The organism is Roseovarius sp. YIN77, assembly GCF_057219155.1.
Genome location: NZ_JBXVVI010000001.1, coordinates 364853 through 388828, shown reverse-complemented (window position 1 = coordinate 388828; position 23976 = coordinate 364853). Strand labels below are relative to the sequence as shown.

Here is a 23976-nt window from a genome sequence, read left to right as displayed (position 1 = left end):
AAACACGGAATTGACCCGTGTCCTGTGGTCTGCCATGCATGGGGCCTGACGCATTAAAGGGATCACAGAATGAAGGTCATCATATGCGGTGCTGGACAGGTTGGGTGGCAAATCGCCCGGCATTTGGCAGGCGAAAAGAATGACGTGACGGTTGTTGACAATAACGCAGCCCTTGTGCGTCGGGCGACGGATTCATTGGATGTGCAGGGGATCAGCGGGTTTGCCTCTTATCCCGATATATTGGAACGAGCCGGGGCACGCGACGCGGACATGATCATTGCCGCCACCCATTCTGACGAGGTCAATATGGTGACCTGTCAGATTGCGCACTCGGTCTTTAACATTCCGCGAAAAATTGCACGTTTGCGGGCGCAGGCCTATCTGGATGCGATCAGTTCTGGCCTGTATCGCCGCGATCACATGCCCATTGATGTGGTGATCAGCCCTGAAAAAGAGGTGGCACAAGCAGCATTGCAACGGCTGTCGGCGCCTTCGGCCTTTGATACCGTTGGTTTCATGGGGCGGCAGGTTCAGATGCTGGGCATCCGGCTGGAAGAGGATTGCCCGGTTCTGCATACGCCTTTGCGCCAGTTGACTGATCTGTTTTCGACCCTGACCAGCATTGTTTGCGGGGTCAGGCGGGCAGGCACCTTGTTTGCACCAAGCCCCGGGGATCAGTTGTTCGCGGGAGATGAGATTTATGTGATCACTCGGCGCGAGGATATTGCGCGCACGATGGAAGTGTTTGGCAAGGCCTCTAAATCACGCGACAGGGTGGTGATTATTGGCGGCGGCAATGTCGGGCGGACCGTTGCCGAAGAACTGGAAGCGCAGCCGCGTCGGGTTCGGGCAAAGGTGATTGAGCGCAACAGAGAGATTGCAGAGGCCGCAGCCGATACGTTGGAACGAACCATCGTTCTGCACGGCGACGGGATGGAGGCCGAACTGCTGCGCGAGGCCAATATTGAGCGATCAGACGCGGTTCTGGCGGTCACGGATGATGACAAAACAAACATGCTGGCCGCTGTGCGCGCGAAATCTGCCGGCTGCCCGATGGCAATCTGTCTGATCAATGATCCGACGCTTGTGCCGTTGATGGCGCCTTTAGGAATTGATGCGCATATCAATCCGCGCGCCACGACAGTCAGCTCAATCCTGCGCCATATCCGGCATGGTCGGGTTAAGGACGTGTATTCGATTGGCGATGCAGAGGCCGAGGTGATCGAGGCCGAAGTTTTGTCAACCTCGCCCATATCCGGGCAGGCCATACGGGATGTGGCATTTCCCGAAGGGGTGACATTAGGGGCCATTCGCAAGGGCGGCGAATTGGTGCGGCCAACCGGCAGTACACGGATCGAGGATGGCGATACGATTGTCGTATTCTCGCTGGCGGCTGACGTTGTCGAAGTCGAGAAGCTGTTACAAGTTTCGATTGATTTCTTCTAAGTGATGCTGGCGAAGCTACAAAAACTGTCATTGCTGGTGATCCTGATCGGGATCAGTGGTCTGGCGATGCTGCCGCCTGCGATCTATGCCTCTTTGACGGATGACTCGCACAGTGCGCGGGTGTTTTTCTACGGCGCAATTCTTGTGATCGCATTGGCGGCGCTGATCGGGATCAGCACGATCAACAATCCGCAGCGTTCGGTTGTGCGCAGCCATTTGTTGGCGTTGATCGCCACATATCTGTTGATGCCGATCATCCTGGCGTTGCCGTTTTACGAGGCGGTGCAGAACACCCGATTTTCCAACGCCTATTTCGAAATGTTATCCAGCCTGACCACGACCGGCGCGACGTTGTTCGACGATCCTGAGCGTTTGCCGAAAGCGGCCCATCTGTGGCGGGCCATCGTCGGGTGGCTGGGGGGGCTATTCGTGTGGATCACGGCGATTGCGGTTCTGGCGCCCATGAACCTTGGCGGGTTTGAGGTAACAGCGCGCGGCAATATCGGATCGACCGAGGGGTCACTGCCCATTGCCGCCGCAAAGGCAGACCCGGCCAAACGCCTGACCAAGCACGCGATTGGACTGGTTCCGATTTATGTGATGCTGACCGGGGCCTTGTGGCTGTTTCTAAGCATCGTTGGGGAGGACCCGTTCATCGCCGCATGCCACGCCATGTCGACTCTATCGACCAGCGGGATTTCCCCAATTGGATCGCTAACTGGCAGTAGTTCAGGGTTGTCTGGAGAGATATTGCTGTTCATTTTCATGTTTTTCGGGATTTCACGCGTCACATTCGCGCCGGAAACGCAGTCTGATAGTTTGCGGCGTCTCTATTGGGACCCGGAGTTCCGCCTTGGCCTGTTTTGCCTGAGCGTGATTACCATATTGCTGTTTTCTCGCCATTGGGCCGGGGCGTATGAGGTTGGCGCGCAGAAGGATTTCGGGGCTGCTATCAGCGCCGTTTGGGGCAGCTTGTTTACAGTCATGTCTTTTCTAACCACGACCGGTTTTGAATCTTCGCATTGGGAAGCGACCCGGTTCTGGTCAGGATTGGAAGCGCCTGGACTGATACTTGCCGGTCTTGCCCTGATGGGGGGTGGGGTTGCGACGACGGCGGGAGGGCTGAAGCTGTTGCGGCTTTATGCGCTTTACAAACACGGCACCAGAGAGTTGGGCCGGCTTGTTTATCCGTCCTCGGTCGCAGGTCGCGGATCCGAGGCCCGGCATCTGCGTAATCAAGGGGCTTACAAGGCCTGGATATTTGTCATGATCTTTGCAATTTCGCTGGCTGTTGTGATGGCGGCGTTGGCGATGACGGGTCTAAATTTTGAAAATGCCGCGATCATGTCTATCGCCGCCCTTGCCACCACTGGCCCGCTACTAGAGGTCGCGACCGATGGCGGTATGTCCTATTCTGATTTGACAGATGCCGGAAAGGCGATCGTGGGGATCGCCATGGTGCTGGGCCGATTGGAAACCCTAGCAATCATTGCCTTTTTCAGTCTGGATTATTGGCGCGAGACGTAATCACGTTTAATCAATTCGAAATTTCTAAGAAATTGGGGGTGGAAAGATTTTTTTAAACTCCCCATACTCGCCTGATAATCAGAGCCTGCCACCTGAGGGGCAAAAGAATAAAGAGAAGGCTAAAAAATGGCTGCCGATAAACAAAACCTGCAGGACGCGTTTCTGAATGCGGTGCGCAAGTCCAAAGTTCCAGTAACCGTATTTTTGATCAACGGTGTAAAGCTGCAAGGCGTGATCACATGGTTTGATAATTTCTGTGTTCTTCTGCGTCGCGATGGCCAATCGCAACTGGTGTACAAGCACGCGATTTCGACAATTATGCCGTCGCAGCCTGTCAGCCTGTATGAAGGTGAAGATCAAGCTTGAGCATCGACAGATCTGAAAAGCTGACCCGCGCATGGGTCCTGCATCCCGATCTGCATTCCGATAGAAACCGGCGCGATGCCACGCTCGCGCTGGAAGAGGCTGTTTCGCTAACCAATGCGATGCCCGGGATGGAGATTGTAGGAGCCGAAATCGTGCCCTTGCCCAAGGTGCGCGCCGGATATCTGTTTGGCTCGGGCAAGATCAAAGAGCTGGGCGAACGGTTCCACGATGCAGAGGTAGAGCTGGTCCTGATAGATGGCCCGCTAACACCGGTTCAGCAACGCAATCTGGAACGTGATTGGAAGGTCAAGATCCTTGATCGTACTGGTTTGATCCTAGAGATTTTCTCTGATCGGGCGGCAACGCGCGAAGGTGTGTTGCAGGTCGAAATGGCGGCGCTGTCCTATCAACGCACGCGGCTGGTTCGGGCCTGGACCCACCTGGAACGGCAACGCGGTGGTTTGGGGTTTGTTGGTGGACCGGGGGAGACGCAGATCGAGGCCGACCGCCGGGCTATTGATGATCAATTGAACCGGTTGAAGAAACAACTGTCAAAGGTCGTTAAAACGCGTGAACTGCACAGGTCGGCCCGGGCCAAGGTGCCCTTTCCGATTGTGGCACTGGTGGGTTATACCAATGCCGGAAAATCCACGCTGTTCAATAAACTGACCGGTGCTGATGTGATGGCAAAAGATATGCTTTTCGCCACGCTGGACCCGACGATGCGGTCAATTGAACTGCCATCTGGGCAGGAAATTATCCTGTCAGACACGGTGGGTTTCATATCAGAACTACCGACGCAACTGGTCGCGGCCTTCCGCGCGACGTTGGAGGAGGTTCTGGCCGCAGACCTGATTGTACATGTACGTGATATTTCCCATCCAGAGGCGGATCATCAGGGCGAGGATGTGGAAAACATCATGACGGAACTGGGCGTGTCCGAGGATATTCCCAAGCTGGAAGTCTGGAACAAAATTGACCGGCTAGAGGCAGAGGAACGCAAAGCCGTGGTCAATCTGGCCGAACGTCGCGATGAAATTTTCGCTGTGTCCGCGCTGACCGGGCAGGGGTTTGAGGCGCTGCTGGAGGCAATATCAGGGTCGTTGAGTGACCCAAAACGCACAGAAGATTTGATCGTTCCCTATGCCGACGGCCGCAAACGCGCGTGGCTGTTCCAAGAAGGCGTGGTTGAGGCCGAAGAACAGGCGGAAGACGGGTTTCACCTGATGGTGTTGTGGACGGACCGGCAGGCGCAAAGCTTCGCGAAGTTGTAAACTCGTCACATCACGCGGCTCTTACTTCTCCGGTATCAACCCGCGTGGGCTGAACCGCAGAACCAGCAGCAAGATAATCCCCATGGTCATTAGGCGCATATGGGCGACGGAATCCAGTAGGTGGTCCTTCAGCCATGACCCATCGGCCAGTGGCGCGGTAATCAGCCCCATCAGCGCGGTGCCAATCGGTTCGACCTGCACCCACAGGAACCAGATCAGGAAGCCGCCCAGGATTGAGCCCCAATTGTTGCCAGACCCCCCAACAATCACCATCACCCAAATCAGGAAGGTAAAGCGCAGCGGATTGTAGGATGTCGGCGTTAGTTGACTATCAAGTGTGGTCATCATCGCCCCAGCGATCCCGCAAACGGCAGAACCCAGAATGAAGATCTGTAAATGGCGGGCGGTGACATCCTTGCCCATAGCGCGGGCGGCGACCTCGTTGTCGCGAATGGCGCGCATCATCCGGCCCCAGGGGGATTTCAGTGCATTTTGTGAAAACCACATCAGGACGGCCAGAACGACGAGGAATAGCGCGGTGTAGCACAGTTTAACAAACACGGTGGAAGCGGTTACCGGATCGACGCCCAATGCCGCTGCCTGTTCGATGAAGGCCGTACTATTTTGCAGGTCGACCTCATATGGCACGGGGCGGGGTAGGGCGATGACGTTCTTAACGCCGCGGGCCAGCCAGTCCTCATTCTTCATCACCGCGATGACGATCTCAGAGATGCCAAGCGTGGCAATGGCCAGATAGTCGGACCGAAGCCCCAGCGCTGTCTTGCCGATGATCCAGGCGGCACCGGCGGCCAACAGCCCCCCGACAGGCCAGGCAAACAGGATCGGCAGGCCCAGCCCGCCCAGATAGCCGGTGACGGATGGATTGACGTCCTCGACCGCTGATGTTGCCGGGTCCAGCAAACCACGGAACAGAAAGAATCCGGCGATCAGGAACGCAACCATGGCCAAGGCCCGCATCCGGCCAGCAGGCAGACGTTGATAAAGCTTGATGGCGCCGAAAATGATTGCCGCCCCAACCAGCAATGCCCCGATTAGGCGCAGACCGCCTGCGGACCATGCCTCTGGCACAGGGGACATCGACACAAGAACCGTGGCCAGACCGCCCAGCGCGACAAAGCCCATGACACCAACATTCAAAAGTCCTGCAAGGCCCCATTGCAGGTTTACACCCAGCGACATGATCGCGGATATCAGTCCCATATTGATGATCAGCAGCGCTGTGTTCCAACCCTGAATAAAGCCCGTGGCGATGATCAGGACCGCGACCAGGCCAAACAGCATGATGTTTCGCATATTCATAGCGATTTCCCCGCAAACAGGCCCGTCGGTCGGAACAGAAGCACAATCACCAGAATGACGAAGCTGACCGCGAATTTGTAATCTGTCGACATCAGTTGGACGAGGCCCGAAGGTTCCAATCCTGTGGGGGCCAGATAGGTCAGAACCTTTTTCCAGGCATAGGTGATTGTGACCTCTGACATGGCAATTACGAAACCGCCCGCGATGGCGCCCAAAGGATTACCCAGCCCGCCAACGATGGCGGCGGCAAAGATCGGCAGCAGCAGCTGGAAATAGGTGAAGGGTTTGAAGGTTTTATCCAGACCGTAAAGCGTGCCTGCAATGGTCGCCAGTGCGGCCACAATCACCCAAGTCACACGCACGACGTGATCCGGGTTAATGCCAGACAGCAGCGCCAGATCCTCGTTGTCCGAAAATGCCCGCATGGATTTACCGGTGCGGGTTTTGTTGAGGAACCAGAAGAGTGCAGCGACCACGATTATGGCGACAACGACTGTTATACACTGGGTGGTTTTAAGTGCGAGGCCTTCACTGAGGCCGGTCATTTCCTTGAAATCGCGGGCCTTGATGATGAAACGTTCGCCATCGGCAAACCGCTGATCATCCGGGCCAATGATGAAGCGCACGATACCGTTCATGACGAACATGACGCCAAGAGAGACGATCAGGAAGATCACCGGTACGGCCTTTTGTCGGCGATAAAATTGATAGACAAGCTTATCCGTGCCCAGCAACAATAATGCCGTCACAGCAATACCAAAGGGCAGGGCGAGCAATGCCGTGGGCAGGGGGCCAAAACTGACGCCCCAGCTTTGCAAGAGCCACGTGATCAGGATCGTCACCATCGCACCGAAGGCCATCGTGTCGCCATGGGCAAAGTTGGAAAAGCGCAGGATGCCGTAAATCATCGTCACCCCCAGCGCGCCCAGCGCCAGCTGGCTGCCATAGGTGATGCCGGGGATCAGAACGAAATTGGCGAGGGCCACAAGGGCGTTGAGGATGTCCATTAGTTCGTCTCCTCCGGGGCTCGAAATTTACAAACCCCTTGACGAGAAATTACGCCAAATTCACCAAGCACATTTATATGGCTTGAAAATATGGCCAGCCCGTCAGTGTATATCGTGATTAGCATACCGCCTAAACCGAGTTGAGTTCTGCCGGAGCTACCGCTAACGACAACAAATGCATGATCATCGCTGTCCACAGCCAGATCGATCCAGACGTCTGCGGTGGCAAAATCTTTGTTAACCGGATTTTCGAAAGTGACGGTAGCTGGATCGGATTGCTCCGGACCTGCATAGTTCACTGATAGGTTTGTTTGAACTTGTCTACATTCGGAGCCGTAGTTGCATTCATCATAGAATTCACACTCGAATGTACCTGCTCCGGCCTTATAGTAAGATGTTTCAGATGCGAATGAATTTGAAGCAGCTAAGGCAATTGCATTTACAAGGAAAAATCTTCCTACAAATCTCATTGGTTTGTAATCTCTGGACAATATTTTCATCCCCCCAAGAAACTCTTACGAACCTCAGGATCGGCCAGTAGGGCTTTGCCGGTGTCGGTGTAACGGTTGGCGCCTTGGACGAGGACATAGCCTTTGTCTGCGATCTCCAGTGCTTGGCGGGCGTTTTGTTCGACCATCAGGATGGAAATGCCGGTTCGGGCGACCTCTATGATCCGGTCGAAAAGTTCATCCATCACGATGGGCGACACGCCCGCGGTGGGCTCATCCAGCATCAGCACGGTGGGTTTGGTCATCAGCGCGCGGCCAACGGCAACCTGTTGGCGTTGGCCGCCTGACAGCTCCCCCGCCGGTTGGTTGCGTTTGTCGCGCAGGATGGGGAAGAGGTCATAAACCTGTTTCATCGTATCCTTGAAATCATCCCCGCGGATGAAGGCACCCATTTCAAGGTTCTCCTCGACAGTCATGGAGGTAAAGATGTTGTGGGTTTGCGGCACAAAACCCATGCCCTTTGCCACGCGGTCCTGCGGGGACAGGTGGGTGATATCCTCGCCATTCAGGCGCACGGCACCTTGGCGGACGTTCAGCATGCCAAAGACGGCCTTCATCGCTGTGGATTTGCCTGCGCCATTGGGGCCGACGATCACGGCAATTTCACCCTTGTCCACGGCAAGGGTGCAATCGTGCAGGATATCCGGCCCCTTGCCATAGCCGCCGGTCATGGTGTCGCCGATCAGGAAAGGTTCAGACATCGGTGGCCTCTTCTTTGACTTTGTTTTTCAGGCCGGTGCCCAGATAAGCCTCGATCACTTGTTCGTTGGCCTTGATCTGATCCAGTGTGCCTTCGGCCAGGACTTTGCCTTCGGCCATACAGATCACCGGGTCACAGATGCGGCCGATGAAATCCATATCATGTTCGATCACGACAAAGGTGTAATTGCGTTCCTTGTTCAGGCGCACGATGGCATCGCCGATAGTGTTCAAAAGCGTGCGGTTCACGCCTGCGCCGACCTCATCCAAAAAGACGATCTTGGCGTCGACCATCATGGTGCGACCGAGTTCCAGCAGCTTTTTCTGGCCGCCGGAAACTTGCCCTGCCTTATGATCAGCCAGATGTTCAATGGTCAGAAATTCCAGCACTTCGTCGGCCTTAGCGCGCAGCGCGCGTTCCTCATCTGCAATGCGTTTGCGGCCAAACCACGTGTTCCACAGCGTTTCACCCGATTGTGCGCCGGGTACCATCATCAGGTTTTCGCGGCACGACATGGAGCCAAATTCATGGGCGATCTGGAAGGTGCGCAAGAGCCCCTTGTGAAACAGCACATGCGGGGGCAGACCGGTGATATCCTCGCCCATCATCGTGACCTTGCCAGCGGTCGGGGAATGAACGCCCGCGATCACGTTGAAAAGAGTGGTTTTTCCGGCGCCATTCGGGCCGATCAATCCGGTGATTGTGCCCTCATGAATGGTCATGTTGGCCCCATCCACGGCGTGAAATCCACCGAACTGTTTGCGCAGTCCTTCGACGGTAATCATGCGCTATCCCTTTGTCTACGCCTTATTTCGCGGCGCTTTCTATGCAAACAGCCCGGACCAAACAAGGGGCCGGGCTGTTGAATTTTAGATGCAGGTCAGATCAACGATACTGCACTGTGGTGATCATGCCGTCCTTGACTTCGATCTGACGATAACCGCCAGAGGCATCACCACCAGCCAGCATTTCAACCGCGGTTGCGCCGACATAATCGATCTCACCACCATCGGCCAAAATCTGAAGACCTTTTGCCAGTTCTCCCGGATAGATCAGTTCGCCCGGTGCGTTGGCGACTGCTTCGATATGGTCTTTGTAGTCACCCGGTTCTGCCGATCCTGCAGACTGCATGGCCAGCATGATCAGGGCAGCGGCGTCATAGCTTTCGCCGGTATAAGGCGAAGTGACGTCAAACGCATCGCCAGCCATGTCGGCAAAGACTGTGGCGCCTTCGCTTTCTGTCCCGGCCAGCTGACCCAAAGAGCCGTCAAGTTCTGAACCGAAGTCTTCTTCCAGTTTTGATCCGATCATGCCATCGGGCAGGTGGAACGTATCAAAGGCACCGGAATCAATTGCGGCGCGAATGATTCCGTTGCCGCCCTGGTCAACATAACCTGCTACAACCAGACGTTCGCCACCGGCAGATGCCAGCGCGCCAACCTCCGCAGAATAGTCGGCCTTGCCGTCCTCATGCGCAGCAGAGATGGTCACAGACCCACCGGCGGCCTCAAACGCAGATTGAAACGCATCAGCCAGACCTTTGCCATAGTCATTGTTGGTGTAAGTCAGTGCAACGCTGGTAACACCTTCTTCTTGCAGGATGTCGGACATGACGACGCCCTGACGTGCATCAGACGGAGCCGTGCGGAAGAACAAACCGTTATCTTCGGCTGCGGACAAGGCTGGCGAGGTGGCGGATGGTGAAATCATGACCATGCCGTTGGCTGTTGCCACATTGGCCAGGATCGCGCCGGTCACGCCGGAACAGTCTGCACCCATGATCCCTTTGACCCCGTCAGAGGTGATCAGGCGTTCGGCAGCGGCGGTTGCGGCACCCGCATCAACACAGGTGGAATCTGCACGAACGGCAGATACGGTGGAACCGCCCAGCAATGCGCCGCTTTCGGACACTTCGGCCATGGCCATTTCGGCGCCTGCGGCCATATGCGGTGTCAGGGATTCAATCGGGCCAGTAAAGCCCAAAATGATGCCCAGTTTGATGTCATCTGCAGCAGCCGCACCTGCACCCAATGCCAGGGCGGTGGTCGCCATAAGCAGTTTCTTCATGTCTGTCTCCCAAGTTGGTTCTTTTTGAACTGGCGACAAGTTAAGCTGCGGTTATGGAAATGAAAAGCCTAACTTAAAGCATGACGGTACGTCAGGAGAGTGTCTGATGAGATTTTTGTTTGTTGTTTTGACCTTTTGGATTTGTGCCGCCAGTACGTCGATCGCGCAGGATCAACGTTTTCAAATTGAACGGATGGCCGGTGGGTTTGACGAACCTTGGGCCATTGGATTTCTGCCGGACGGGGGCATTTTGGTGACAGAGCGTGACGGGCGGTTGTGGTATTTGAATGACGACCGGCGCGTAGACGTTGGCGGGGTGCCGCGGGTTCATGCAAGAGGGCAGGGCGGGTTGCTGGATGTCATGATCCCGCGCGATTTTGCGGACAGCCGTCAAGTGTATCTAAGCTATGCGATACCTCAACGGGGCGGAGCAGGCACGGCACTGGGTGTTGGGCGATTGACTGACGATGGGACTGCTTTGTTGAATTTTACCGAGATTTTCGAAATGTCGTTGGGATCCAGCGGTGGACGGCATTTCGGATCGCGCATTGTAGAGGCCCGGGATGGGACCTTGTTTGTGACCATCGGCGAACGCGGAGATCGGCCTTCGGCGCAGGATTTAAGTGTTCATAACGGGTCGGTCATTCGCATTCATCGGGATGGATCGATCCCGGCGGATAATCCCTTTATCGGACAGGCGGGCGCGCTGCCTGAAATCTGGTCTTTCGGACATCGCAACCCGCAGGGCGCATCGCTTGATTTAAACGGGCAGCTTTGGGTGAACGAACACGGCGCACGCGGAGGTGATGAAGTGAACCGGATCAAAAAGGCAGCTAACTATGGCTGGCCGGTCATTGCCTACGGGCGGCATTATACCGGGTTTCGGATCGGGGAAGGGAGCCATAAGGACGGGATGGAACAACCCTCCCATTACTGGGACCCGTCCATCGCGCCGTCGGGTATGATGATTTATTCAGGCAAACTGTGGCCTGAATGGCGCGGGCATTTCTTTGTCGGCAGTTTGAAATTTGACTATATCGCACGCCTGGACCCTGAAAACGGATTTGCAGAACAGGAAATCCGGGCGCCAGAAACCGGGCGGGTCAGGGATGTGCGCGAAGCCCCGGACGGGTCCATCTGGTTTTTGTCGGTGAATGAAGGAGCCGCCTACCGGATCACACCGTCAAACTGATAGTTTTGAAGAATGGCTTCCGCGTTCGCGATAAGGTGTGGTGTTGTAGTGCGCCCGGTAGCATTTGGAAAAATGCGAAGGCGAGGCAAAGCCACAGGCCAGTGCCACGTTGATCACGCTCATATCGGTCTGCATCAGCAGGTTGCGCGCCTTTTGCAGGCGCAATTCCATATAGTACCGCTTTGGTGATCGGTTCAGATAGCGGCGGAACAAGCGTTCGAGCTGGCGTGTGGACATGCCCACATCCTTGGCCAGAATCGCCGGGCTGATCGGTTCTTCGATGTTTTGTTCCATCATGCGAATGACGGCGGACAGTTTCGGGTGACGTACACCGATGCGCGACGGAACCGATAGGCGCTGTGTATCCTGATCAGTTCGGATCGAGGCATAGATCAACTGATCGGCCACCACGTTGGCCAGATCTTCGCCGTGATCTTCGGCAACAATCTTAAGCATCAGGTCAATAGAAGAGGTGCCGCCAGCCGTGGTGTAGCGTTTGCCGTCAACGACAAAGACTGATTTGGTCAGATCGACCTCTGGGAATTCTTCGGCAAAGCTGTCCTGATTTTCCCAGTGGATCGTCGCGCGCTTATTATCCAGCAACCCAGCCTTGGCCACTGTATGGGCTGCGGTACACAACCCGCCCACGACAATGCCGAACCGGGCCTGTTTGCGCAGCCAGCTGAGAACGGGTTTTGTGGTGGCCGCCTGAATGTCATTGCCGCCGCAAATCAGGACCACATCATCACGGTTGACGTCGGTCAGCCCCATGTGGACTGAAAATGTTGATCCGTTGGAACATGTAACGGAAACGCCATCTTCGCCAGCCAATACCCAGCTATAGAGTGTCTTTCCGCTGGCTTGATTGGCCAGACGCAAGGGTTCGACCGCCCCTGCAAAGGACAGCATCGTAAATCTGTCCAGCAACAGAAACACAAAGCGACGAGGTTTTGTCGTTTCTGTTTCAACGTCTACAAAGGTACGATCCTGAGGCATTCCGCTGATCCTTTGGCCGGACACCGCATTTAGTTGGGCCCATCCCGGCATTTAACCGTTGTAACCCGATTCTGCAAAACGGGAACAGACACCTGATACCGATTTCTGATATTGGCAATATCGTTTGGGATGCGTATTAGGAAGGTCTTGAAATAAAACCTTTTGGGAGCAAAGACAATGACACGGGTCTGGAATAAATCTGACTGGCGAAACAAGCCCAGAGTTCAGATGCCCGATTATATGGATCAGGCAAAGCTGAACGCGGTAGAAGCACAGCTTGCGAAATATCCGCCGCTGGTCTTTGCCGGAGAGGCGCGAAAGCTGAAAAAGGCACTGGCCAATGTGTCTCGTGGCGATGCATTCCTGTTGCAAGGTGGCGATTGCGCAGAAAGTTTCACCGAGTTTTCAGCAGATAATATCCGCGATACGTTCAAGGTAATGCTGCAGATGGCGATGGTCCTGACCTATGGTGCCAAAGTGCCAGTGGTGAAAATCGGACGTATGGCCGGGCAGTTTGCCAAGCCGCGTTCGGCCCCGACCGAAGTCAAAGATGGGGTGGAACTGCCCAGCTACCGCGGTGATATCATCAACGAGTTAGATTTCACCGAGGCCGCGCGCATTCCGAACCCGGATAAGATGTTGCAGGCTTATACCCAGTCGGCAGCGACATTGAACCTGCTGCGTGCCTTTTCCACCGGCGGGTATGCGGATGTGCATCAGGTTCATGCCTGGACGCTGGGCTTTACTGATCGGGATGATGCGGCGCGTTACCGGGATATGGCGGATCGGATTTCCGATACGTTGGATTTCATGACCGCAGCTGGCGTTGACAGTGATCGGGCGCATACGCTGCAGACCGTCGATTTCTACACCAGCCATGAGGCGTTGTTGCTGGAATATGAGGAGGCGCTTTGCCGGATCGATTCCACCACGGGCAAACCTGTGGCAGGTTCCGGGCATATGATCTGGATCGGGGATCGTACCCGCCAGCCAGGCGGTGCCCATGTGGAATTTGCCAGCGGCGTTCAGAACCCGATTGGCCTGAAATGTGGCCCGACCACGACGGCCGAAGATCTGAAGGTTCTGATGGAAAAACTGAACCCGGAAAACGAGGCTGGGCGTCTGACGCTGATCGCGCGTTTTGGGGCCGGGTCTGTTGGGGATCATCTGCCGCGCCTGATCAAAACCGTTCAGGACGAAGGGGCGAATGTGGTTTGGTCCTGTGATCCGATGCATGGCAACACGATCAAGTCGACCTCTGGCTACAAAACGCGCCCGTTTGAATCGGTCCTGCGCGAGGTTCAGGAATTTTTCGCCATTCACAAGGCAGAGGGCACCATTCCGGGTGGCGTGCATTTCGAGATGACCGGTCAAGACGTCACCGAATGTACCGGTGGCGTTCGTGCGGTAACCGATGAGGACCTGTCAGATCGGTACCACACGGCATGTGACCCGCGCCTGAATGCCAGCCAGGCCCTGGAATTGGCCTTCCTTATCGCGGAAGAACTGTCTGAAAATCGGATGTCTGGTCAGGCTAAAGTCAGCTGAACAACATTTTGATGTAAAGATAAAGAGCCGGCATTTGCCGGCTCTTTTCATATTGAGTGGACCAGTCGCAAATGGCCTGGGCGGTGCTGGGGCCGTGCCGGCGGCGGGACGTGGTGGCAATCTTTCGCAGGTTCTGAAACTCGTCTATTGTCCACGTCTGCGGTGCGAAGCTCTATATCACGCAGGTGAAACCGTTGGGTGCTAAGTCTTTTGGTGCCAAAGCTGACCAGACAGCCGAACGCGCGGGACACGTCACCCAGATCGCTGCACAGGGGCAATAGCGACATCAGCGCTGATCCGGGTGGATGGCCGGGCATGGGCGTCAGCGACAAGGACAGTTCTAACGTCGCGGGCATCTGCAACATGGTTTCGATTGCAATAGCGGTTTCCGCATGACTAGCCGGATCCAAAAGGTCAGTCACCATCACACCCCGCAGGTCGGTGCCGAAGGTTTCATCAAGGCCAGTGCCCGCCTGACGAATGCGCAACTTCCCTGTATCAACACGTTCCGCGATGAAGATGTGATCAAGTGCGTGTTCCAGCTTTGACGGGTCCAGATCGCTGCGGCGCGGTATCTGTAGGCCTTGTAAAAGACCCATCCAATAGGCGAATACCTGATTGTAGGCTGTCATTCCGAGCGCGCTTGGATCCGCGTTGTTTGGTGATCTGATGGATCGAGTGCACCAAACATGATCCATGGTGTTGATCCTTCGCTACGATTTCGGGAAGAATGCTGTGCCCGAACTACTCATTGATTACTGATGGGTTAACATCGCATAGTTTGTTTCAAATTGTTCAGAAATCTAAACATATGGTTAATTACGCATGACATCTTCGATGACAGGATATGCCAGCCACAATGGGCAGGGCGGCGGGTACAGTTGGACTTGGGATCTGCGCAGCGTCAATGGCAAAGGGTTAGATATTCGCCTGCGGGTGCCCGACTGGATCGATGGGCTGGAACCGGCGATCCGGGAACAACTGGGTAAGCAACTGAAGCGCGGCAGTGTTTCGCTGTCGCTGCGGGTGGCGCAAGAGGCCTCCGCCCAATCCATGCGGGTCGATCAGGATGTCTTGGCCCAGACCTTGCTGGCGCTGTCCACGGCCGAACAGATGGCAGAGCGGCAGGGGGTGGTTCTGCGGTCAAGCTCTGCCGCCGAACTGTTGGGGCAAAAGGGTGTGATGGTGCAGAATGCAGGGGATCAGGACACGAGCGAGGTGCGAAAGCTGCTGATTGCCGATCTGGGTGGATTGATCAAAGCCTTTCAGAAGATGCGTGCCTCTGAAGGGGCGGCGTTGCACGAAATATTGTCTTTGCAATTGTCAGAGGTGTCAGAGCTTGTCGGGCGGGCTAAAGAGTTGGAGGGCGACAGGCGCGATAAGGCACGTCAAAAACTGCAAGATGCGCTGACCCGTGTGATCGAGAACACTGATCATCTGGACGAGGGCCGCGTGGCACAGGAACTGGCGTTGATCGCAGTCAAAGCCGACATAACCGAAGAGCTGGACAGACTGTCCGCCCATGTCGATGCAGCACGGGAGTTGCTGGCACAATCCGGGCCGATCGGGCGCAAACTGGATTTTCTGATGCAGGAATTTAACCGAGAGGCCAACACCCTGTGTTCCAAATCCCAATTCACAGAGCTGACCCGTATCGGGCTTGACCTTAAAGCCACCATCGATCAGATGCGTGAGCAAGTTCAAAACGTGGAGTAGTCATGGCCAATCGTCGGGGTCTTTTAATCATTTTATCCTCGCCCTCCGGGGCTGGAAAATCCACGTTGGCACGCAGGTTGCGTGAGTGGGATCCGACACTGTCATTTTCCGTATCTGCGACCACACGCAAACCACGCGCGGGGGAAAAGGACGGAAAAGATTATTTCTTTCTGGATGAAAAAGAGTTTCGGGATCTGGTGAACAAGGGCGAAATGCTGGAACATGCCCATGTTTTTGGAAACTTTTACGGTAGCCCCTCTGGACCGGTGAAAGCTGCCATCGATAGCGGGTGCGATGTGCTGTTTGATGTGGACTGGCAGGGCGAAGTGCAAATCCGCAATTCAGATCTCGGAAAACATGCATTGTCGATTTTCATTTTACCGCCCTCGATCGCTGAATTACGTCGTCGGTTGGAGCTGCGTGGACAAGACAGTGAAGAGGTCATCAGCAAGCGTATGCAAAAAAGCTGGGATGAAATCAGTCACTGGAGCGACTATGACTACGTGTTGATTAATGATGATCTAGATGTCACCGAGCAGCGGTTGAAGACGATTGTCGAAGCAGAGCGCCTGCGGCGTGAACAACAGCCTTCATTGATGGATCATGTTCGCGGGCTGCAAGCGGAATTTGAGGACAAGCGATCATGACACTTTATAGGTTGGACGGGGTATCGCCAGAATTGCACGATGACGCTTGGGTGGCCCCAGATGCCACGTTGATCGGAAAGGTCACGGTAGAACGTGCGGGATCGGTTTGGTTCGGCGCGGTTCTGCGGGGCGATAATGAGCGTCTGACGGTGGGCGAAGGCAGCAATGTTCAGGACGGATGTGTCTTGCATACCGATATGGGGTTTCCGCTGACCATTGGTACGAATTGTACGATTGGTCACAAAGTGATCCTGCATGGTTGCACCATTGGGGATGGCAGCCTGGTCGGGATGGGGGCAATTATTCTGAACGGTGCGCGGATTGGCAAAAACTGCCTGATCGGGGCAGGGGCCCTGATCACAGAGGGCAAGGAGATTCCAGACGGATCGCTGGTTGTCGGCAGCCCGGGCAAAGTGGTGCGGCAGTTAAGCGAAGAGGCGATCCAAGGGCTTTACGGCTCTGCCAAGCGCTATCAGCAGAATGCACAGCGCTATCGTGCGGGGATGACGGCCATTTCCTGACGTTTACGCCGTTTCGGCGGGTAACCAGATGGTGAAGGTGCTGCCGACGCCATTGGTACTGTGAATGCGGATGTGGCCGCGATGGCGATTGACGATATGTTTGACGATCGCAAGCCCAAGCCCCGTGCCCCCCATTTCACGTGATCTGTGATCATCCACCCGGTAAAACCGTTCCATCAGGCGCGCGACGTGCTGTTCGGCAATACCGTCGCCCTGATCGGCCACTTCAACTTTGTACCCTAGGCCACGCAGGCGAGGATCATGTTCGGGCGGGTGAATGGTAATGGTGATGACGCTGTCGTCGTGTCCGTATTTTATCGCGTTTTCAACAAGGTTTGTGAACATCTGTTGCAGCTGGTCAGAATCGCCGCGTATGGGAATCTCCGGTGAAAAGGCCGTTAGCTTTAATGAAACGTTTTGGGCTTCGGCCACCGTGGTGAGCATGTCAAAAGAGGCCTGAATTGATTTGCTTAGATCCACCAACTGCTTTGGACGTTGACGTTCCTGCGCTTCGATCTGCGACAAGGACAGCAAGTCACGGATCAAACGATTCATTCGGCTTGCTTCACGCTCCATGATCGACAAAAAACGCTCGCGTGCCTGTGCATCGTTTTTGGCGGGGCCGCGCAAGGTTTCGATAAATCCCAGCAATGCTGTCAACGGCGTGCGCAGTTCATGGCTGACATTCGCAACAAAATCCCGGCGCATCTGGCCTGCGTAATACTGATCAGAAATATCCCGAATGCTGACAATCATGCGTGATTGGTTGGCGTGGTTTAGGGATGGCGTGCAGGTGATCTGATATCGGGTGGCTTTCCCAGACTCTCCCATTTCGAACGTGCCATCGGTCGCCTGTGACGTGGCGATGCATTTTTCTATCACACCGGCCGCACCCGGCTGACGCAACACAGATACGTAGTGCCGGCCAACCTGGGCAGAGCCAAAAAGGGAACAGGCCTGAGAGTTCATTGCGACGATCCGTTCATCCCGATCAATCAAAACCACACTTAGTGGCAGAGAATCGATAAGTTTGGTGGTTTCGAAGAGGTCCAAGGCTGAACTCCGCTTTGTCGCTGCGTTTGGTGATAATAGGTCCCTGTTCGATCTATTGTATTTCTGCCTGAAATCAAATCAGGAAGTTACCCAACATTATTAGACATGGCTAACACACCTTTATAGGAATGACCGCGTGTCGTAATTGGTGATTTTCTAGTAAATTAAAACCTAATACACCTGTGAAGATTTAATGAAAAACAAACACAATCAACCGCTTGGCTCCGTTTTATGAACATTTCTCGGATTGCCTCTTCGCACGATATTATCCTGGTTATTGGAAACATCGACAAATGGCAGGACGAGCTATGGAACATCCCGACTGAACCAGCGTTGCGTTATGCTTCGTTTGACAGGCTGGATCTGGATCTTTTGGCCTGGGTAGATCCAAGTCTGATTGTTGTCCCGTTGATTTCTGATCGATATGACGCCTTGGATGTGTTGGAACGCCTGTGCGAGCTGAACTACCAGGGAAATTTCTTGGCCGTCAGTAAACCACTGCCCAGTGTGGCGATGGTGCAGGAGGAATTCATTCGCCGCGCCCCAGAGATTGACGCAGGTGTCGTGATCGTGCCCGACCCCGGCGGCCCACGCGGCTGAGCCTCATTGTATTATCACTGTCAAACGAAGGTTTGAGCCAGGGCCGCTTTGAACTCTTCACATAACAATGTGATGTCTTCCACGCCGACAGATACGCGGAAGAACCCCTCTGACAGACCAATTGCGCGCTGATCTTCCGGTGACATCCCACGATGCGAGGAGGACAAAGGGTGGCTGATCGTGGTGGCGATATCGCCCAGCGTGGGTGCGAAGTTGATGTTCTGTGCGGCCTCGACAAACCGATTGGCCTTGTCCCGGTCACCATCGATTTCAAAGCTGACCATGTTGCCGCCCTGAACCCCCAGAAGATCACCTGCGCGATTGTGATCTGGATGATCGGGTCGCAGTGGATACAGAACCCGTCGAACGCCGGGCAATCCCGACAATCGTTCTGCCAGGATTTCAGCATTGGCCTGCGCCCGGTCAAAACGCAGATCGAAGGAGTACAAGCCACGCTCTGCCAACCAGCAATCAAACGGGCTTGGCGTCAGCCCCCATGTCACTGCCAATGTATAGATGGCCTCATTGATTGCGGGGTCTTTGGCCACAACATAGCCCAGCATCGCATCCGCATGACCGGCAAGAAGCTTTGTCACAGAATGAACGACGATATCCGCGCCCATTTCGAAGGGACGAAATGCCCGGGGTGTGGTGAAAGTGTTGTCGACAATCAGTAAAACTCCGCGATCTTTGGCCAGTTTGGCAATGCCGCGCATATCGGCCACGCGCAGGGTGGGGTTTGCGACGACTTCTGCCAATATGGCTTTGGTCTCTGGTCTGATGGCCTTTTCAACGGCCTTGACATCGGTCGCGTCTACTAAGGACGCGCTGATCCCAAAACGCGGCAAATCTTCGGTCATCAGTCTCAGGGAACGGCCGTAAATTTGGTCTGCCGCAACGATGTGATCGCCGCTTTGCAACACGGCCATGACAGATGCCAGAATTGCCGCCATTCCTGATCCGGTGATGATGCCGCCACTGGTGCCCTCCATTCCATCGATCTTTGTCGCCAATACATGCGCGTTTGGGTGACCCTCTCTCGAATAGGCATAGCCGCTTACCTCGCCATCATATTGCCGGTCCAGCGCATCGGGGTTTTCTACGGCATAGACGACCGATGTTTGTAAAGGCGTGGCAACCGGACGGCTGTTGGTTTCGGGCCAAGGAGTGCGGCGGACAAGCGAGGGCGGTTTTGTCATCTGATTTGCCTGACTGGAGTTTCTGACAATATGTCGTCTAGCACCTCCAGCAACATGTCAACATCATCGGCCTCTATGGTCAGGGGCGGGCGGATTTTCAGGATGTTGTCAAAGGGCCCTTCGGTCCCGACCAGAATGCGTCGTTCTCGCAGTCGGTTTTTCACGTAGTAGGCGATTTGTGTGGCCGGGGTTTTGGTGACGCGATCGGCGACCAGATCAACCCCTAAAAACAACCCCATGCCGCGGATGTCACCAATGACGGGGTGTTTATCTTGTAGTTTGGTCAAGCCGGCGATCAGCCGATCACCCATGACGCGGGCATTTTCCATCAACCCCTCATCATCGACGATCTGTAGAACCTCTGCCCCGATGCGCGCAGACAGGGTTGATCCGCCAAAGGTCGAAAAGAATTCCGGCCCTTCGGCAAATTTCGCCGCGATGTCGTCGGTTGTGATCACAACCCCGATCGGGTGGCCATTGCCAATGGGTTTGCCCAAAACGACGATGTCGGGCCGGGCCTGTTGATGTTCAAAACCGAAATAATACTGCCCCAAACGGCCCAGACCGGTCTGAACCTCATCTGCAATACAAATCCCCCCGGCATTGCGGATATGTTCATAGACTTTCTGCAGATACCCAGAGGGCGGGATGATCTGTCCGCCGACAGAGGGAAAAGTTTCTGCAATGAAACCCGACAATCCGATATCTCGCGCCTTTAGGCTATTGATGGCATCTGGCACTAGGGATGCAAATTTTTCCGCCCGTTCAGGGTCTTGTCGGACAAAGCTGCCGCGATAATCATCAGCGACCTCGACCAGTTCGACCCAATCAGGCTTACCCTGTCCGCCCCGGGCGTTGAACTTATAGGCAGAGATGTCCATCGCGCCAGTGGTGTTGCCGTGATAGCCGTGATCGGGGGTGACAATGCCCATTTCGCCCGTTGCCGCTCTTGCCAGTCTCAGGGCGAGTTCGTTGGCCTCGCTGCCGGAATTGACAAAGAAACATTTGCTTAATTGCGGCGGCAATTTTTCCAGCAACTTATCTGCAAACCTGATGAGAGCTGGGTGAAGGTAGCGGGTGTTTGAATTCATTCGCCCCAACTGATCGGTTGCAACCCTGCGAATTCGGGGATGGGCATGACCGACATGGGGAACGTTGTTGTAAGCATCCAGATACCGGCGACCCCATTCATCAATCAGATGGTGACGCCAGCCACGGACCGGCATAACGGGATCGGTGTAACTGAGCGACAGATTTCCTGAAAACAATTCCTTACGATGTGAATGTAAATTCGATTTATCAGTAACTTCTGCTTTGACCTTAACGTCATCTAGGTTCAAAAACGGCGCTGGATTTGGAAATTGGGCCGCCCAAAACTCCAGATCGTCAGGATTGGCGACACCTGGCCAGACCTCATCTATTCCGTCGATACACGGCGCCCATTGGAAATGCAGGTGCGGTTGCCAGCCACCGTTTTCATCAGGGCTGCCCAATTTGCAAAATGCTTGTCCCTTTGGGACATGATCACCGATCCTAAGCCGATCGCAGACCTCCGGGTTTAGATGGCCGTAGAGCGTATAGAATGGGTCACCTGCATCAGTTTCATGCCGAAGGACGATGACCCCGCCATAGTCCAATCGTTCTGATCGGTTTTGTATCACGTGAACAGTGCCGCCCAAGGGTGCATAAACATCAGAATTAACACTATCGAAGATGTCCACCCCCAGATGAACCGTACGTCGGTCGCTGGCTGTATAGGGCCCGTTTTTGAAGTCATCTGAGCAATAGATCAGGCGTGGTTCTTTCCAATACCCCAACCAACAGGCGTTAGATTCGTCTGGGTAAAGGTTGGTGGCCTCTTCAACGGTGATACGAAGCGGGTTTTCCGGGCATGTTGAATGTTCTGGCGACAAGGGGAGAGCCGGAATATCGCCTAGATCTTTACCGAGTACCGGGTGAAACTGCCCGCGATGCTTGTTCACCCAATTGATCACATGATCCGCGTTTCGGGTGATCGGATAGCCGCAGGCCAATCGTAGCCGCTTATGGATGATTCCTGCAGACTGATTGTACCCTTCCAAAAACCGCCAAGCCGGAGCTTGAGAAATGGTGACATAGGGATCATCAGGGTTTTCTTTCGCTTCCAGCGTTGAATTCACAACGCTGACCGCCAGACGCATGCGAAGCAGGGGCCAGATCAGGGCGAGCTCTGTTTCTGACAGCGGATTTGTGCGGTGATACCCTGACACCAATGTGCAGAGCGCACGTTCGGGATAGGGGTGATCCAGAACAATATACGCGCCAGCAATCGCAACCTCACATACACGCGGGGCGTGGCACATATCGCCAAGATCAATCAGACCAGAAATGTATGGGTGAATGTCATTGTTTACATGAACAAGTATGTTGTAGTTATTGATATCATTATGAATTGACTGATTTTTTAAAACGATTAACTTGGATTTGATGGCGGCGAATTCATCGCAGATGTCCTGCAAAATTGCTTTGCGTGCCGGTGATGTGAAATGCACCAGTTGATCCGCAATCCAATCGGCCGTGACCAAGTTCCATTTAAAATCACGACCCAGCGCGGGATGATCAAAATCTGCAAGCGCGTTATCAAGCGCACCGATATGCGCCCCAAGTTCGGTGATGAGATGTGTAGATTTCGGGGAAAAATCGGCGTAGTTCACACCGTCGATCCCTTCGATCAACCAGCAAAGCCGATCAGTTCCAGTTTCATCCAGGATAGTTGCAAGTAACTGACCGGATTTGGTCGGTATGACAGAGGGGAGGGGTATCTTTGCGTTTTTAGCTGTCACATGTTGGGTCGCCGCGATCTGTAGTGCAACCAATTCGGTGGAACAGCCTTCCCGCATCACCTTCAGCAGGGCCTTTTCACCATTATTGCAGGTTGCCAGAAAGTTCAGATCATATTCGCCACCCAGCTGCCTGATCTCTGCCGATCTACCCCAATGCGTACTAAGTATCTGTTGCCAATGCTGTGTCATGTGATCCCCCGAACACTTCAACAGATGTTTTTCCGATCTTTCACCGATTGTCGAGCGACGATAACTTTTCCACCCATTCGCAAATGTCATCTTGATTGGTTGCTGGGGCCGGTCTACTCTCAATCCAACTCGAAATGGAGGGCGACGCAATGGCGCCCAAGCGTCCCAAAGGTGCGGGCGCGTTCCCCAAGGTGGTTGCAACCCCTGCACCAAAACGCCCGGATTCGGCCGCGCTGTATGCGGCGTTGGATCTGGGTACAAATTCGTGTCGGATGCTGGTTGCACAGCCAAAGGGCAACCAGTTTCATGTCGTGGATAGCTATTCCCGTTCTGTTCAGCTGGGTCATGGGTTGGAGGCAACCGGTCGGTTGTCCAGCCAATCCATCCATCGCACGGTTCAGGCGATGAGGATATGCCAGAAAAAGCTGCAATATCATCAGGTAAAGCGGATGAAGCTGGTCGCGACGGAGGCCTGCCGCCGAGCGAAAAACGCTAAGGAACTTATCGATCGGGTGCGGCGTGAAACCGGATTACGCCTGGAAATCATCAAGCCGGAGGAAGAGGCGCGCCTAGCCGTGATCAGCTGTTCATCGCTGGTGTCTACCCGAACCGAACAGTTGTTGGTTGTGGATATTGGGGGCGGTTCGACAGAGCTGGTCTGGATTGATCTGACCAAAGTTCCCAATGTGGAACGGCCGCGTGCCATCATGCGGTTGCATTCTGGGTTTGATCCAAAGGAAGATAGTCCTTTTCCGGCCGCGCGTGTGGTGGATTGGATTTCTGTACCACTTGGCGTCGCGACGCTGCGTGAACAGTTCAACGATGTCAGCGATGACGCGGCGCGATTTGCGTTGATGAGCTGGCATTTTGAGGAAAACCTACGGGAATTTGCGCCCTATGATTACGAGGGCGAGCATTCTCGTGAAGGGTTCCAGATCGTTGGTACATCCGGCACCGTAACAACGGTTGCCGCCACGCATCTGGGGTTGAAGCGATACGACCGGAACAAGGTCGACGGGTTGCGGATGACCACGGACCAGATTGACAAGGTCATTCGGAGTTATTTGGATCTTGGGCCGGACGGGCGCCGGCGTGATCCACGCATTGGACGGGATCGCGCAACGTTGATCATGTCAGGATCCGCAATACTGCAGGCCTTGATGCGGGTCTGGCCGACAAATCAGTTGTCAGTTGCGGATCGCGGTCTGCGCGAAGGTCTGCTATACGCGCTGATGAGTGATGATGGCGTCCTTGAGGACGGGCATTTCTGAGATTTC

At 54.7% G+C, this 23976-nt stretch carries 22 protein-coding genes; 11 read left to right on the top strand and 11 right to left on the bottom strand.

The genetic code is table 11. The features are described 5' to 3' along the window. The first annotated feature begins 69 nt into the window (after positions 1-69). The 4 genes from trkA (at position 70) to hflX (ending at position 4613) form a co-directional block, all read left to right on the top strand. Positions 70-1446 (top strand): Trk system potassium transporter TrkA, encoded by a 1377-nt coding sequence (gene trkA, locus AC2D8P_RS01880; protein ID WP_484699950.1) that lies wholly within the window; start codon positions 70-72, stop codon positions 1444-1446. 3 nt (positions 1447-1449) lie between these two features. After that, on the top strand, positions 1450-2973 hold the full coding sequence (locus AC2D8P_RS01875; RefSeq protein ID WP_484699948.1) for a TrkH family potassium uptake protein: 1524 nt from the start codon (positions 1450-1452) through the stop codon (positions 2971-2973). Positions 2974-3099: 126 nt separating this feature from the next. Next, the gene (hfq, locus tag AC2D8P_RS01870) at positions 3100-3339 is read left to right on the top strand and encodes an RNA chaperone Hfq (RefSeq protein WP_484699946.1); all 240 of its coding nucleotides are present in this window, start codon (positions 3100-3102) and stop codon (positions 3337-3339) included. A gap of 2 nt (positions 3340-3341) precedes the next feature. After that, a complete protein-coding gene (hflX, locus tag AC2D8P_RS01865; RefSeq protein ID WP_484700582.1) occupies positions 3342-4613 on the top strand; it encodes a GTPase HflX in 1272 nt (423 codons plus the stop codon). Positions 4614-4634: 21 nt separating this feature from the next. On the opposite strand, the gene AC2D8P_RS01860 is transcribed toward hflX, so the two are convergent. From AC2D8P_RS01860 to AC2D8P_RS01835, 6 genes are all read right to left on the bottom strand, one after another. After that, complete coding sequence (locus AC2D8P_RS01860; RefSeq protein ID WP_484700581.1) at positions 4635-5927, bottom strand: branched-chain amino acid ABC transporter permease; 1293 nt, start codon at positions 5925-5927, stop codon at positions 4635-4637. Between the two features lie 2 nt (positions 5928-5929). Beyond that, the gene (locus AC2D8P_RS01855) at positions 5930-6940 is read right to left on the bottom strand and encodes a branched-chain amino acid ABC transporter permease (protein WP_484699944.1); all 1011 of its coding nucleotides are present in this window, start codon (positions 6938-6940) and stop codon (positions 5930-5932) included. Beyond that, positions 6940-7431, bottom strand: coding sequence for a hypothetical protein (locus AC2D8P_RS01850; protein WP_484699942.1), 492 nt, complete (start codon positions 7429-7431; stop codon positions 6940-6942). Before AC2D8P_RS01850 ends, AC2D8P_RS01855 begins: the two co-directional genes overlap by 1 nt. A 5-nt stretch (positions 7432-7436) precedes the next feature. Continuing rightward, positions 7437-8150, bottom strand: a complete 714-nt coding sequence (locus AC2D8P_RS01845; RefSeq protein ID WP_484699940.1) for an ABC transporter ATP-binding protein — start codon at positions 8148-8150, stop codon at positions 7437-7439. After that, on the bottom strand, positions 8143-8934 hold the full coding sequence (locus tag AC2D8P_RS01840) for an ABC transporter ATP-binding protein (RefSeq protein ID WP_484699938.1): 792 nt from the start codon (positions 8932-8934) through the stop codon (positions 8143-8145). The genes AC2D8P_RS01845 and AC2D8P_RS01840 overlap by 8 nt, the downstream gene beginning before the upstream one ends. A gap of 100 nt (positions 8935-9034) precedes the next feature. After that, positions 9035-10216: an ABC transporter substrate-binding protein gene (locus AC2D8P_RS01835; protein ID WP_484699936.1), complete on the bottom strand. Its 1182-nt coding sequence runs from the start codon at positions 10214-10216 to the stop codon at positions 9035-9037. A 106-nt stretch (positions 10217-10322) separates the two neighbouring features. Between AC2D8P_RS01835 and AC2D8P_RS01830 the strand changes: the two genes are divergently transcribed. Next, positions 10323-11408, top strand: a complete 1086-nt coding sequence (locus AC2D8P_RS01830) for a PQQ-dependent sugar dehydrogenase (protein ID WP_484699934.1) — start codon at positions 10323-10325, stop codon at positions 11406-11408. Here AC2D8P_RS01830 and AC2D8P_RS01825 read toward each other — a convergent pair. Beyond that, positions 11400-12404 carry a GlxA family transcriptional regulator gene (locus AC2D8P_RS01825; RefSeq protein ID WP_484699932.1) on the bottom strand — a complete coding sequence of 335 codons (1005 nt, stop codon included), beginning with the start codon at positions 12402-12404 and terminating at the stop codon, positions 11400-11402. The two genes, AC2D8P_RS01830 and AC2D8P_RS01825, sit on opposite strands and share 9 nt — an antisense overlap. Positions 12405-12581: 177 nt before the next feature. On the opposite strand from AC2D8P_RS01825, the gene AC2D8P_RS01820 reads away from it, so the two are divergent. Next, positions 12582-13952: a class II 3-deoxy-7-phosphoheptulonate synthase gene (locus tag AC2D8P_RS01820; protein WP_484699930.1), complete on the top strand. Its 1371-nt coding sequence runs from the start codon at positions 12582-12584 to the stop codon at positions 13950-13952. 47 nt (positions 13953-13999) lie between these two features. On the opposite strand, the gene AC2D8P_RS01815 is transcribed toward AC2D8P_RS01820, so the two are convergent. After that, positions 14000-14584 (bottom strand): PAS domain-containing protein, encoded by a 585-nt coding sequence (locus tag AC2D8P_RS01815; protein WP_484699928.1) that lies wholly within the window; start codon positions 14582-14584, stop codon positions 14000-14002. Between the two features lie 193 nt (positions 14585-14777). On the opposite strand from AC2D8P_RS01815, the gene AC2D8P_RS01810 reads away from it, so the two are divergent. Genes AC2D8P_RS01810 through AC2D8P_RS01800 form a run of 3 tightly spaced genes read left to right on the top strand, consistent with a single transcriptional unit; the run spans position 14778 to position 16836 of the window. Beyond that, a complete protein-coding gene (locus AC2D8P_RS01810; protein WP_484699927.1) occupies positions 14778-15668 on the top strand; it encodes a YicC/YloC family endoribonuclease in 891 nt (296 codons plus the stop codon). A 2-nt stretch (positions 15669-15670) separates the two neighbouring features. Beyond that, the gene (gene gmk, locus AC2D8P_RS01805; protein ID WP_484699925.1) at positions 15671-16315 is read left to right on the top strand and encodes a guanylate kinase; all 645 of its coding nucleotides are present in this window, start codon (positions 15671-15673) and stop codon (positions 16313-16315) included. Beyond that, the gene (locus AC2D8P_RS01800) at positions 16312-16836 is read left to right on the top strand and encodes a gamma carbonic anhydrase family protein (RefSeq protein WP_484699923.1); all 525 of its coding nucleotides are present in this window, start codon (positions 16312-16314) and stop codon (positions 16834-16836) included. Before gmk ends, AC2D8P_RS01800 begins: the two co-directional genes overlap by 4 nt. Positions 16837-16839: 3 nt before the next feature. On the opposite strand, the gene AC2D8P_RS01795 is transcribed toward AC2D8P_RS01800, so the two are convergent. Continuing rightward, complete coding sequence (locus AC2D8P_RS01795) at positions 16840-17889, bottom strand: ATP-binding protein (protein WP_484699921.1); 1050 nt, start codon at positions 17887-17889, stop codon at positions 16840-16842. Between the two features lie 231 nt (positions 17890-18120). Between AC2D8P_RS01795 and AC2D8P_RS01790 the strand changes: the two genes are divergently transcribed. Continuing rightward, positions 18121-18489: a hypothetical protein gene (locus AC2D8P_RS01790; RefSeq protein WP_484699919.1), complete on the top strand. Its 369-nt coding sequence runs from the start codon at positions 18121-18123 to the stop codon at positions 18487-18489. A gap of 20 nt (positions 18490-18509) precedes the next feature. Here AC2D8P_RS01790 and AC2D8P_RS01785 read toward each other — a convergent pair whose 3' ends face one another. Further along, complete coding sequence (locus AC2D8P_RS01785; protein WP_484699917.1) at positions 18510-19688, bottom strand: trans-sulfuration enzyme family protein; 1179 nt, start codon at positions 19686-19688, stop codon at positions 18510-18512. Further along, positions 19685-22699, bottom strand: coding sequence for an aminotransferase class III-fold pyridoxal phosphate-dependent enzyme (locus tag AC2D8P_RS01780; protein ID WP_484699915.1), 3015 nt, complete (start codon positions 22697-22699; stop codon positions 19685-19687). The genes AC2D8P_RS01785 and AC2D8P_RS01780 overlap by 4 nt, the downstream gene beginning before the upstream one ends. Before the next feature lie 149 nt (positions 22700-22848). Between AC2D8P_RS01780 and AC2D8P_RS01775 the strand changes: the two genes are divergently transcribed. Next, a complete protein-coding gene (locus AC2D8P_RS01775; protein WP_484699913.1) occupies positions 22849-23970 on the top strand; it encodes a Ppx/GppA phosphatase family protein in 1122 nt (373 codons plus the stop codon). Positions 23971-23976: the final 6 nt, after the last annotated feature.